Raw genomic sequence first — 11,512 nt, forward strand, 5'->3', positions numbered from 1 at the left:
TCCCTGGGACGGACTCGGCGCTACAGTGGTGACGAGCTCCTCCTTTCGCGCACTGATATTGAGGAATTTATGGACTTTTTGGCATCGCCCGAATTCTGGCTCGCTCTCGGCCAGATCATCATCATCGACATCCTGCTGGGGGGCGACAACGCGGTGGTCATCGCGCTGGCCTGCCGCAAGCTACCCCCCGCACAACGCACCAAGGGCATCATCTGGGGCACGGCGGGTGCCATCGTGCTGCGTGTGATCCTGATCGCGTTTGCGATGACCCTGCTGGCGCTGCCGTTCCTCAAGTTCGTGGGCGCCATTTTGCTGGTGTGGATCGGCGTCAAGCTGCTGGCTCCTGATGAAGATGGCCATGGCGACGTGCAGGGCAGCGACAAGCTGCTGGCCGCGATCAAGACCATCATCGTGGCCGACCTGGTGATGAGCGTGGACAACGTGATCGCGATTGCCGGCGCTGCGCAGAACGCGGGCGAGCACCAGTTTCTGCTGGTCGTGCTGGGCCTCTTGATCTCGATCCCGATCATCGTCTGGGGCAGCCAGCTGGTCATCAAGCTCATGGAGCGCTTCCCCATGATCATCACGCTGGGCGGCATGCTGCTGGGCTGGATCGCCGGTGGCATGCTGGTGACGGACCCCGCGCTGGCCAACCCCGACAAGTGGCAGTGGATGCTGAAGATGCCGCTGGACAGCGCCTCGGGTGAAGTCCTCGACATGGTCAAGTACGGCGCCAGCGTGGCAGGCGCTCTGCTGGTGCTGGTGGCAGGCAAGATCATCCTGGCGCGCCGTGCGGGCGCGGAATCCGCAGCCGCCGGCCACTGACCTGCTGGCGCGCGGGTTGCTCAACCAAAAAGCGGCAACGCAAGAGGCCATGCGACCTTTGCGGCGGGCCGCTTTTTCTTCTGGAGGTGGTATGGAGAGAGTCATCGTGTACGTGGACGACGCAGCGTATGCCGAGCAGGTGCTTGCGCCTTTGTTTGCCCGAGATGCGGCGCTGCAGACCCAATGGGTCTTGGTGGCCTGCGCTCCCCGCATGACCCACCGGATCAGCAAGTGGGTGAGCCACAGCGCACGGGAGAATTGGCGTGCCAAATGGGCGGACAAGCTGTTTGCCCAGATCCTCCCTGCGCTGCGCGCCCCGGCAAGCCGCGTGACCACCATGGTGGCCAAGGGCCCGCTGGTGGAGTTGACCGAGCAACTGCAGGCGGCGCAGCCTTCTGCGGCCCAGGTGGTGGATGCCCGCCGGCCGAAGTCCGATGCGCCAGAAGGCGCGGGCGGCACCAGCCGCCGCTGGTCTTCGCCGCGGCCCGGTACCTTGCTGGGCAGCCTGCTGACGGGCTTTGGCGCCCTGTGGGTGCTGGCGCTGGAGTGATCGACTGGGCCCGACAGCCGCCGATTGAAGGGGGTGTGGACGGGGAGTGAAGGAAGGGCCCATTGGGCCCTTTTTCTTTGCTGCGGGCCGGTGCTATTTGCTATTCTTTGAGCATGAAACTTCTTCTCAAATGGCTGCTCAGCGCGGCTGCACTGCTGTTCGTGGCCTACATCTACAGCGGGGTCGAGGTCAAAAGCTTCCCTGCGGCATTGATTGCAGCCTTTGTGATCGGGTTGTTCAACGTGGTGCTGCGGCCCGTGCTGGTGGTGTTGACGCTGCCCGTGACCATCGTCACGGTCGGGTTGTTCCTGTTCGTCATCAACGCCCTCATGTTCTGGGCCGCCGCCAGCGTGCTGGACGGATTTCACGTCACGGGGTTTGGCGCCGCCCTGCTGGGCTCGCTCATCTATTCGGTACTGGGCGTACTGATCGAGTCAGCGCTCGGTGGCCTGTTCACGAAGAAGTGACTCCATGGCCCGCAGCCGGGTGTCGATGATCGAGGCCTCGATGTGGTCCACGGCCGCGCTCCCGCTGCGGCGCGCCAGGTCCTGACCGGCCTTGAACCGATCCACCGCCGCCGCATAGTCATAGCGTGCGGCATGCGCTTCGGCTTCCGCGCGGATGGCACGCAGGCCCTGGCCCTGAGCCTGCCGCATGGATGCCAATAATTGCCACGCGCTGGCGTCCATGGGATGGTCGGTCACCCAGGTTTGCAATGCCTCTGTGCCCTCGCCCGCCCGGCCGGCCTTCAGCAGGGCCTGGGTGCGCAGCATCAACTCGGGCCGGTGCCTGTTGTCTTCGGGCATGGCGGCAAGCGCAGCCGCCGCGTCGCCCGCAGCCAGTTCGATTTCAGCACTGAGCAAGCGCGCAAGCCTGCGGGCGGCCCTGCCATCCGCTTGGGCCAGCGTGTCCAGCTTCTTGGCCGCCGCCCGGGCGCCGGCCACATCACGCAGCTGGCTGTTGCCCAGCGCAGCGGCATAGAGCGCGGCTGCGCGCCGATGGGCGGGCTGGCTTGCAAACCCCGTGCCCTGCGGCTCCGCAATCCATTGGCGCAGGATGTCCACCCCAGGGTTGGAGAGCACCCGGGCCCGGGCCGCGATCATGGCGTGTTCGAGCGTGAAGGGCCCCGGCGCCGCAACAGTGGTGCCTGGCGGAATGCGCGATTGCATGTCTGCCATGCGTTCGGTGGTCAGCGGGTGGCTGCGCAGGTAGGGCCACGAGCCGTTGTCATTGAGCCGGTTCGCCTGCTGCAGCTTGTCGAACATGCTCACGAAACCCTGGGGGGCAAAGCCTGCAGGCGCCATCAGGCCATAGCCAACGCGGTCCGCCTCCCGTTCCATATCGCGCGAGAAACTGAGTTGGTTGTGCACCGCCAGGGCCTGGCCGCCCACGACGAGGGCCTGGGTGGCCCCCGGGTTCTTGCTGGCGGCCAGGGCCCCCAGGATCAAGGCGCCCAGCAGCAGCGGTGTCTGCTTGCTCTGCTGCGCGACCAGGCGCGAGATGTGGCGCTGGGTGACATGGCTGAGTTCATGCGCGAGCACCGATGCGAGTTCATCGCGCGTGGTCACAACCCCGATCAGGCCCAGATGCACCCCCAGGTACCCGCCAGGCAACGCAAAGGCATTGACCGTGCGATCACGGCCCAGCAGAAGCTCCCAGGCAAAGCGCTCGTCCAGCTCAGGGGACAGCTCGCCACGCGCCTTGGCTGCCGCCATCAGGGGCTGCCAGATGCCTTGCACGTAGTCCGCTATGACCGGGTCGTCCAGGTAGTCGGGGTCCCGGTACAGCTCCCGGATGATGCGGTCTCCCAGGCGGCGCTCGGCGCTGGTGGTGAGGTCGCTGGTTTCACCGAGGGTGGGGAGGGAGGGTTGGGCGTTTGTCGCCGATGGAGCGCCAACGCTCATTGCTATCAATAATGAAGCTGTCAGCGCGTATCCAGCAAACGCTATAGAGGCTTTTTTAGTGCCTTTGACTACTAAGGAGTCTTCGGTCGAAGGCTTGGCACGGGTGTGTTCGTGGTTCCGCATGCACGTATGATGCCCCGTCCCTCGAATGTTTCCCACCGATTCACCTGGCTACAGCCGTATGTCCGCACTCACCCACTTTGACGCTCAGGGCCAAGCCCACATGGTGGATGTAGCCACCAAGGCAGCCACGCATCGCGTCGCTATCGCTTGTGGCCGCATCGAGATGCAGCCTGCCACCCTGGCTCTGATCGAATCCGGCACGGCCAAAAAAGGTGATGTGCTGGGCATTGCCCGCATCGCAGGCATTCAGGGGGCCAAGAAAACCAGTGACCTTATTCCGCTGTGCCATCCGCTGGCGTTGACCCGTGTTGCTATTGAGTTTGAAGATTCTCGCGCGCACGATCCGGGCGCTACGGGCATATTTTGCACCGCAACTGTGGAAACGGTCGGCCCCACTGGCGTGGAGATGGAGGCGCTCACCGCCGTGCAAGTTGCCTTGCTCACCATCTACGATATGTGCAAAGCGGTGGATCGGGGCATGTCCATCCATGGCGTGCGAGTGCTGGAAAAGCACGGTGGCAAGTCCGGTAGCTATGTGGCTACCCGAGTGGGTTGATTCTTTGGAAGGCTCGCCCACTGCTTGAACCCCAGTAGATGGCGACCGAGACCTGCCGCCGCAGCCTTGGATCCAGTCGATTTGGAGGATCATGGTAATGATCTCGACTTATCGATGGATTTTTGCATCGAGCACGACCCTCGCACCAAGGTTTGTAGTGCGGGATTATCGCCTGCCACATCGGTATTTTCGAGATACGACACATTGACGCCGCATCGCGGCAGACACTTTTGGCAAAATGCCAGATGACTGTCTCCAAGAGGAAAAGACGCGGGTGAATGGTTTTTTCGATTGGAAAACTGGTATTGAAATGCGTCAGATGCTCTTCCTTCGTTTCGATCATTGCAGGCGGTTTTGGAAACACTTGCTGCTGTAGGTGTCGATGGATCGCTCGACCGGATGAGGCTTCTCTATGAAATCAAGCATTATTTCCTTTGATGGTGCATCACTTTTTTCCATTGATTTCTTGAAGTGCTGTGAGTATCCGCCACTAAGCTTCCAGTAGGAGTATATGATCCATTTGGCCTCTTCCAGCCTTTCAGCGTAGGTGAGCGCGACAATGGTGCCGGGCTGATACCATAGTTCATACATGATGCATCCATTCGTGGCGGCTTGATCCAAGTAAGCGCGATAGTTTTCAGGTGCCACAGGTTGAATGTTCAAGAGAACAAATCTTGAGAATGGTTGGAACCAAAAATTGTCACTTGCAGTTGCTATTCTTTCATTGAGTGTGGATTTAAGTCCAGCCGCATAAATAGGTGTGATTTTGTAATAGTCACTATTTATCCATGTGGTGAGCATGATTGTGCTAAGGCCGATGGCAGATGCGAGATATTTTTTCCGAGTCGTATTTTTGGCCTCCGCCAATGAGGGGGGGGCGGTTTGAGTCTCAAGCCAGCCTAGGTGGAAGCAAAATGGAAGCAGGAAATATGTGTACCACAAGGGGAATTCAACCATTGAATGTATTCCGATAAATCCTATTGTTGTTGTGGGAATGAAATTCCCAGGATTTAGTATGATTTTTCTGATTTTGAGAAAAATTCGAGCGACTAGTGTGATAAATGCAATTGATACCGGGATTCCGAAGGCGTATATTATTTGAAGAATAATATTGTGCGAGTGGGTCATTGGAAGCCCCACTTTCTCAGCTGCTCCGCTGAGTATGAAATCGGATCCGAAATAAAGTAGGCCCGCCCCAATCAAAGGGTGTGAAACAATTAAATTCCATGTTTCACGCCACAATTCATGCCTCAAGCCGACACCTTCTGATGATGTCTGTGCGGCTTTCTTGATGCCGTAAAAATTTGCGATATCGAGATAATTCAAAATATACAATCCAAACCATAGCAGGGCTGTCAGCAAAATTATTGATGCTGCAGCCCGCAATCCTCTGGATTTGAACGTCAGTGCGATGCAAATGGAGAGAAAAATGATTTGCATCATTGCGGTGCGTGAACCTGTTGTCAGCAACGCGAAAATTATGATTGGGGCGAAGAGGAGAGCCAGTACCCGGGTGCGGTATTTTGAAATATAGGCCAGATAAACAATGCTGGCCAAGCCGATGCTTAAAAATGTTCCCTGATGGTTGGGTTGCCGTACAAATCCAAATGTTCGCCCAGAGTCTTGGGCGGGGGAGAGAACGATATATCCGCCGTCAAAATTAAAAAATTGTGCGATCGATCCCAGCGCTGCAATCACTGCGCCAATTGACAGCCCAATACATATGGCCTTCATCCATTCATTTGCATGCGTGCCGCTTCGTGCAGCACTCCCGGTCCAGGCGGCAAGCCAACCCATGCCCAGATAGCCGATGGCAACGATCCATGCCGGCGTGTTGATGGCTCCAAAATAGAAGTAATGAAAAATAGTTGCCAATATCAAAAGAACCAATGCAGATGTGGTTCTTTGTATGTTCTTGTGGGCGAAATCGAAGTTTCCATATATTGCCGCTGCCCAAAGTAGGGTGGAAAATCCGGAGGCACTCACAATTTCGCCTGCAAAATTAGTCAGAGGGGCGGTGCCGTAGCCGAATAAAAATGGTGCAGACAGCCCTGCCAACGCGACCAAACTCAAAATTACCAGGGGGCCATGATCGGAGTGTCTTGGCGAGTGCATCAGGGACCGAGGCAGCATAGGGTGGTTAAATATTTTTGAGATACTTCAAACAAAAAAGGCACCCGAAGGTGCCTTTCCATGCGCAAAAACTGGCGCAATTAGCCGCGGCAAGAGCCTGGGAGGAACTTCAGTGGGACGCCAGAAGCGCTGCTTGGACCACAGATCCATTGACCAATCACAGAGCCTGCGGCCAAGGTGCCCGTCGAAGGAGTGCCCTTGGGGACCAGCGAAACCCACATGCTATCGATGGTGGAGTCATTCAAGCCTTGGGCTTGGACGCTAACTGTGCCGCCTGCATTGGTGACAATCTGTGCAACATATTTGCTGGTGCTGGCGGCACTTTCACAACCCCAGCTACCAGCTGCGGGCAATGTGCTTGCCGATTGGTAGACTTCAGAAATGCTGGTGCGGCAAGCCGAAGCAGCCAGAATCACTTCAGACAGCTTGGCACGCTTGGTGTAGTCCTGGTACGCAGGCAGAGCCACGGCAGCCAAGATGCCGATGATCGCGACCACGATCATCAATTCAATCAGGGTAAAACCCTTTTGGAGAGAGCGCTTCATGAAAAACTCCTAGGAAAAGTTGCAAATGCGTTGGTACTAAGCAATTGCCATGCCCAAACGGGTGGCCGGCCAGGACGGTGGATGGTTGAGGGCTGCGCTTGGCGAAACTGGCGGGATCGCTTGTGCTTTCTTCAATGGTGTCTGGTGATGGCCCGCGACGGGAACGGCGTTCTACAAGACGGGCTTACATTTTTGTCGTCCAGTAATGTCATCGCCACCTTCCGTTACACCTCCAGCACCTGCCCTGCCCGCAGCCAGCGGATGTCATGGCCGGTGTTCTGGCCGGTGGGCGTGAGGCGATCAAATTGGCGGATCTCGTCCATGATCAAGCCGGTCTCGGAAGGCTTGGTGTGCGTGATGTAGATGGGGTAGCGGTTCGAGGGGGGGATGTTGGCCAGTTCCTGGGCCAGTGTGTCGGGCGACAGGTGCAGGCTGCGGTGGGCCAGGTCGCGTTCGCGGTTGCTGAAGGCGGTTTCGATGACGAGGTAGGTCACGGGGAGGGCGTTGACCCGCTCCCAGAACGGCTGATTGCGTTCGGTGTCGCCGCTGAACACCCACCAGCCCTTGCGCCCCCGCACCGCAAAGCCGACGGCGGGGACGGTGTGGCGGGCCGGGAGAACTTCGATTTCAGTGCCGTCGATGGTCAGCAATTGGCCTGTGCCGAAGGACTGGTACTGAAGGAAGGGCGAGTCCTGTGATGGGATTGCGCTGAAGTCCGGCCAGATGACGTTGTTGAACACATGCGACTGGAGGGCCTCGATGGTCGCGGGCAAGGCATGGATTTGCACGGGGCTGCGGCGCAAGGACGACACCGCGTCCAGCATCAGGGGCAGTGCGGCAATGTGGTCGAGGTGCGAGTGGGTGAGAAGCACATGGTCGATCCGGCCCATTTCCTCCAGGGTCAGGTCGCCCACGCCAGTGCCCGCATCGATCAGGATGCGGTCCCCAATCAAGAACGATGTCGTGCGACAGTCCTTGGCGATGGCGCCGGAGCAACCCAGCACGCGAACCTTCATGTGAAGCCTTCTTGCTTGTCCATTTACTTGGTGTCGAAGTTGGTCGCGCTGTCCCAGTCCGGGTTGAAGGGTAACAACCGAAGGCTGGCCACGCGCTCGGCGTAGAGCGCGTGCAGCACGGAGTGGGGCTGGAACTCTTTCAACCGGGCCAACAGTGCTTCACATTGTGCCCATTCCTGTGCGGCATAGGCGGCGAGAAATTGGCTCCAGATTGCGAGTTCTTCGGTTTGTCGATGCGGTAACTGGCCCAACTTTGCCAACGGCTGGTAGATGGGCACTGCCTGGGCCTTGCCCTTGACGCGGACGCGGTCCATCTGTTGCCAGGCGAACTGGGGGGCCAGTGACTTGGCGGTTTCGCTGACCACGATGGCGGTGCCGTAGTGCTTGGACAGACCTTCCAGCCGCGAGCCCAGGTTCACGGCGTCGCCGATGACCGTGTAGGCGCGGCGGATGTCCGAGCCCATGTCACCGACGCACATGATGCCGGTGTTGAGCCCGATGCCCACTCCGATCTCGGGCAGGCCCCGCTGTCGGTGGTCGGCGTTGATCTGCCCGATGGCCTGCGCCATTTCCATGGCGGCCGAGACGGCCAGGTGGGCATGGTCCGGGGTGGCAACGGGTGCGCCCCAGAAGGCCATGACGCAATCCCCCATGTACTTGTCGATCGTGCCCCGGTGGCTGCGGATGATGTGGGTGAGTTTGCTGAACACCTCGTTGAGCAGCGCCTGCAGCTGCAGAGGCTCCATCCGTTCCGACATGGCGGTGAAGCCCCGCATGTCGCAGAACATCACCGTCAATTCGCGGTTGGTGGCCTGCATGCTGTAGTGCTCGGGCTGCTTGACCATCTCGGCCACCAGTTCGGGTGGCACGTAGGCGCTGAACAGGGTGGCCAGCTCGCGCTTGGAGCGGCTTTCCACAAAGTAGCCATAGGCCATGTTGAGCGCAAATGCCAGCAGCGCCATCACCACCGCCGTGGCGAGTGGCAGGGCCAGGCCGTGGGTCAGGTAGAGCCACAGGTTGAGGCCCACCAAGGTGGTGACGACGCCGCCACTCAGCAGCACGGCAGAGGATGCGGATAGCAGTGGCAGTGCCACGGCCAACAGCAAACCAGCGCACAGCAGTTGCAAGGCGTCAAAGCCGATGGCGTAGTCCGGGCGCACGATGTTCTTGCCGTCCAGAAAGGCCGAGAGCACATTGGCATGCGCTTCCACGCCCGGATAGGTTCTGCCGACCGGGGTCACCCGCAGGTCCAGCAGGCCCGGGGCCGTGGAGCCGACCAGCACCAGCTGGTCCTTGAGTTGGCGGGGCGGGAGCTTGCCCTCCAGCACGTCCGAGGCCGAGACGTACCGGAACGAGCCGCCCCGGGCGTCGCCCGGACCTCGGTAGGGGATGAGGGTGGCCAGTTGATCGTCCACCGGCAGGGCCAAAGCGCGGCCATCGGCGCGCAGCACAATGCTCTGCAGGGCATCGTAGGTGCCGTTGGGGGACGGGTTGGCGAAGCCCGGGCGGATTTCCGGCGAGCCAATCACGGTGCGGAACATGGCCAGCGCCAGGGATTCGTAGTACTGCCCCTGGTACTCGGCCAGCAGCGGGAGGGAGCGCACCACGCCGTCCTCATCGGTGATCGAGTTGAAGAACCCGGCGGCGGGCGCGGCGTGGGCCAGGCTTTCGATGTTGCTGCTGTAGCCCTTCCATGAAGTCGCAATCAGCGGCAGGCCACGCAGGCGGTCCAGCGGCAGCGCAGGCGGAGGAAGGGCCCCCTTGGTAATGCCGTCGCGGTCATCGCCCGAGAGGTAGTAGCCCAGCACCACCGGGCGGCCCTGCAGGGCCTGCGCAAACAGGGCGTCGTAGTTCAGTGAAGGCGCGAGGCGCTCCAGTTGTTCCTGGAACCCGGGTTGTCCGCGCAACGGGCCCTGGGCCAGCTCCCGCAGCGTGGCCAGGCCCGAGCTTTCATCCGCCTCTGCGAACAGCACATCGAACCCCAGCACCGATACCTGCTGCCGTTCGAACAGCTCCCGCGCCAGGGCTGCCAGCTTGTCACGCCTCCACGGCCACTGGCCGACCTGGCCCAGGCTTTTTTCGTCGATATCGACAATGACGATGCGCTCGTCCAGCGTGCGCGGCATGGTGACCCGCAGGCGCGTGTCATAGATGATGTTGTCCAGCCGTTCCAGCACCTGGAGGTGGAGCACATCGGCAATGTGCAGCAGCGCAAAGGCCAGCGGAATCAGGGTGACGGCGATGCGCCGCCAGCGGCGCAGAAACAGGTGCGAGAGCTGCTGTCGCATGGGCCTGGCCGCATGGGAGGTGGGGTGGGAATGGTGGTGCGGACGCGGTGGCCATCAGGCTCTGTGCCGCCCACCCGCCCTCAGCTTTGCTCGAACTGCATTTCGGTGCCTGCCAGCTCCAGCCGGTCACCGTTCTTGAGCGGCACGGGCGAGGTCCCTATGGAAGTCCCGTTGAGCAGTGGCGTTTCAGGTCCCTCCACGTGGGCCAGCACAAAGCCCTGGTGCCGCTTGGTGATGGAGGCCACGGCGACGCCCGGCTTGCCAATGGTGGTCACCACCTTTTGCAGGGACACTTCGCGCCCTGCGGCCGCACCGGACATGACGCGGATCACGGCGGCAATCGGGGCCGGTGCTGGGGCAGCGGGCGTGGGCCGCGCTGCGGCAGCGCCCAAGGGGGGCACCATGCCGGGCTTGAAGACCATGGTCTTCTCGAAGTTCTGGCCTTCGGCTTCCTGCAGGAAGCGGATCTTGTACTTGCCGACTTCGATCGTGTCGCCGTTGCGCAGCTCCTGGCGCTTCACGGCCTTGGCATTCACATAGGTGCCGTTGGTGCTGCCCAGGTCCTCGATCTCCACCTCGTGCCCGGCCACATGGATCACGGCGTGTTCTCCGCTCACGGCAAGATTGTCGATCACGATGTCGTTGTAGGGGCGCCGGCCAAGCGTGGTCCGCTCCTTGGTCAGTTGCACTTCCTTGATGACGACCCCGTCGATTGAAACGATCATTCTCGGCATGATCCACTCCTGATGTGATGAATTGTTGTGGTTTGGGCCATTCAAGCGGCCCCTAGCAATCGGGACATAAGGCCGCGCTTCTTGCCTCCCGCGGCGGCCTGCACCAGCAGCACGCTCACGTTATCACGACCGCCGTTCGCATTGGCGGTGTCGACGAGCAATGTGGCTTTTTCCTCCAGCGGGAGGGGCGCGCGCACCATCTCCGCAAGATCGGAGTCCGACACCATGTCCGTGAGCCCGTCGGAGCACAGCAGAAACAGGTCGTTGGATGCCACCTGGAATTCGTTGACTTCCATCATGACGTTGGGCTCCACGCCCAGGGCGCGCGTCACCAGGTTGCGGTTGGACGACAGTGCTGCCTGCTGGGGGGTGAGCAGGCCGGCATCGACCTGCTCCTGCAGCCAGGAGTGGTCCCGTGTGATCTGCTGCAGGGCGCCGTCGCGCAGCCGGTAGCAGCGTGAATCGCCGATGTGCCCGAGGATGAGGCGGCTGCCATGGAACACGCCTACCACCAGCGTGGTGCCCATGCCGGCGTATTGGGGGTTGGACAGCGACGCGCCCAGGATGGCATGGTTGGCGTTTTCCACGCAGATTTCGAGCGCGCGGCGCACATCGGTAGACTGGGGCGTGCTCCCGGCCTGCGCCAGCCAGCGGGCCATCTCGGTGCGGATGAAGGTGGTGGCCATCCCGCTGGCGACCTCCCCGGCGTTGTAGCCGCCCATGCCATCGGCCAGGATGGCGACCTGCGCATCGCGGTCCACGGCCACCGCGTCTTCGTTGTTGGTACGCACGCGGCCCTTGTCGGTCCGCGCGAAAAATTCGTAGGTCATGGATGTAG

General features: G+C 60.8%; 11 protein-coding genes. 4 read left to right on the forward strand and 7 right to left on the reverse strand.

The window, feature by feature from the left end:
• The first annotated feature begins 69 nt into the window (after positions 1-69).
• The 3 genes from DBV10_RS07840 (at position 70) to DBV10_RS07850 (ending at position 1,842) form a co-directional block, all read left to right on the forward strand.
• Positions 70-825: a TerC family protein gene (locus DBV10_RS07840; RefSeq protein ID WP_124512292.1), complete on the forward strand. Its 756-nt coding sequence runs from the start codon at positions 70-72 to the stop codon at positions 823-825.
• A gap of 91 nt (positions 826-916) precedes the next feature.
• Positions 917-1,375, forward strand: a complete 459-nt coding sequence (locus DBV10_RS07845; protein WP_124512294.1) for a hypothetical protein — start codon at positions 917-919, stop codon at positions 1,373-1,375.
• Between the two features lie 113 nt (positions 1,376-1,488).
• Entirely contained in the window at positions 1,489-1,842 is a 354-nt protein-coding gene (locus tag DBV10_RS07850; protein ID WP_124512296.1) for a phage holin family protein, read from the forward strand.
• Here the strand turns inward: DBV10_RS07850 and DBV10_RS07855 are convergent.
• The gene (locus DBV10_RS07855; protein WP_124512298.1) at positions 1,810-3,279 is read right to left on the reverse strand and encodes a M48 family metalloprotease; all 1,470 of its coding nucleotides are present in this window, start codon (positions 3,277-3,279) and stop codon (positions 1,810-1,812) included. The two genes, DBV10_RS07850 and DBV10_RS07855, sit on opposite strands and share 33 nt — an antisense overlap.
• 181 nt (positions 3,280-3,460) lie before the next feature.
• Between DBV10_RS07855 and moaC the strand changes: the two genes are divergently transcribed.
• Complete coding sequence (moaC, locus tag DBV10_RS07860; RefSeq protein WP_124512300.1) at positions 3,461-3,958, forward strand: cyclic pyranopterin monophosphate synthase MoaC; 498 nt, start codon at positions 3,461-3,463, stop codon at positions 3,956-3,958.
• A gap of 339 nt (positions 3,959-4,297) precedes the next feature.
• On the opposite strand, the gene DBV10_RS07865 is transcribed toward moaC, so the two are convergent.
• The 6 genes from DBV10_RS07865 to DBV10_RS07890 all read right to left on the reverse strand — a co-directional run bounded on the left by DBV10_RS07865 (position 4,298) and on the right by DBV10_RS07890 (position 11,504).
• A complete protein-coding gene (locus DBV10_RS07865) occupies positions 4,298-6,031 on the reverse strand; it encodes a PglL family O-oligosaccharyltransferase (RefSeq protein WP_158616806.1) in 1,734 nt (577 codons plus the stop codon).
• A gap of 140 nt (positions 6,032-6,171) precedes the next feature.
• Complete coding sequence (locus tag DBV10_RS07870) at positions 6,172-6,636, reverse strand: pilin (RefSeq protein WP_124512304.1); 465 nt, start codon at positions 6,634-6,636, stop codon at positions 6,172-6,174.
• 224 nt (positions 6,637-6,860) lie between these two features.
• Positions 6,861-7,652, reverse strand: a complete 792-nt coding sequence (locus DBV10_RS07875) for an MBL fold metallo-hydrolase (RefSeq protein WP_124512306.1) — start codon at positions 7,650-7,652, stop codon at positions 6,861-6,863.
• Between the two features lie 23 nt (positions 7,653-7,675).
• Positions 7,676-9,940: a CHASE2 domain-containing protein gene (locus tag DBV10_RS07880; RefSeq protein ID WP_124512308.1), complete on the reverse strand. Its 2,265-nt coding sequence runs from the start codon at positions 9,938-9,940 to the stop codon at positions 7,676-7,678.
• Positions 9,941-10,020: 80 nt separating this feature from the next.
• A complete protein-coding gene (locus tag DBV10_RS07885) occupies positions 10,021-10,674 on the reverse strand; it encodes an FHA domain-containing protein (RefSeq protein ID WP_124512311.1) in 654 nt (217 codons plus the stop codon).
• 41 nt (positions 10,675-10,715) lie between these two features.
• Positions 10,716-11,504: a Stp1/IreP family PP2C-type Ser/Thr phosphatase gene (locus DBV10_RS07890; RefSeq protein WP_124512313.1), complete on the reverse strand. Its 789-nt coding sequence runs from the start codon at positions 11,502-11,504 to the stop codon at positions 10,716-10,718.
• Positions 11,505-11,512 lie beyond the last annotated feature (8 nt).

Source organism: Acidovorax sp. FJL06, assembly GCF_003852545.1.
GTDB lineage: Bacteria > Pseudomonadota > Gammaproteobacteria > Burkholderiales > Burkholderiaceae_C > Acidovorax.

Excerpts from the sequence above, each read along its gene's own strand:
- DBV10_RS07840 (WP_124512292.1), top strand. The coding sequence starts at position 70 with ATGGACTTTTTGGCATCGCCCGAATTCTGGCTCGCTCTCGGCCAGATC.
- DBV10_RS07845 (WP_124512294.1), top strand. The coding sequence starts at position 917 with ATGGAGAGAGTCATCGTGTACGTGGACGACGCAGCGTATGCCGAGCAG.
- DBV10_RS07850 (WP_124512296.1), top strand. The coding sequence starts at position 1,489 with ATGAAACTTCTTCTCAAATGGCTGCTCAGCGCGGCTGCACTGCTGTTC.
- DBV10_RS07855 (WP_124512298.1), bottom strand. The coding sequence starts at position 3,279 with ATGAGCGTTGGCGCTCCATCGGCGACAAACGCCCAACCCTCCCTCCCC.
- moaC (WP_124512300.1), top strand. The coding sequence starts at position 3,461 with ATGTCCGCACTCACCCACTTTGACGCTCAGGGCCAAGCCCACATGGTG.
- DBV10_RS07870 (WP_124512304.1), bottom strand. The coding sequence starts at position 6,636 with ATGAAGCGCTCTCTCCAAAAGGGTTTTACCCTGATTGAATTGATGATC.
- DBV10_RS07875 (WP_124512306.1), bottom strand. The coding sequence starts at position 7,652 with ATGAAGGTTCGCGTGCTGGGTTGCTCCGGCGCCATCGCCAAGGACTGT.
- DBV10_RS07880 (WP_124512308.1), bottom strand. The coding sequence starts at position 9,940 with ATGCGACAGCAGCTCTCGCACCTGTTTCTGCGCCGCTGGCGGCGCATC.
- DBV10_RS07885 (WP_124512311.1), bottom strand. The coding sequence starts at position 10,674 with ATGCCGAGAATGATCGTTTCAATCGACGGGGTCGTCATCAAGGAAGTG.
- DBV10_RS07890 (WP_124512313.1), bottom strand. The coding sequence starts at position 11,504 with ATGACCTACGAATTTTTCGCGCGGACCGACAAGGGCCGCGTGCGTACC.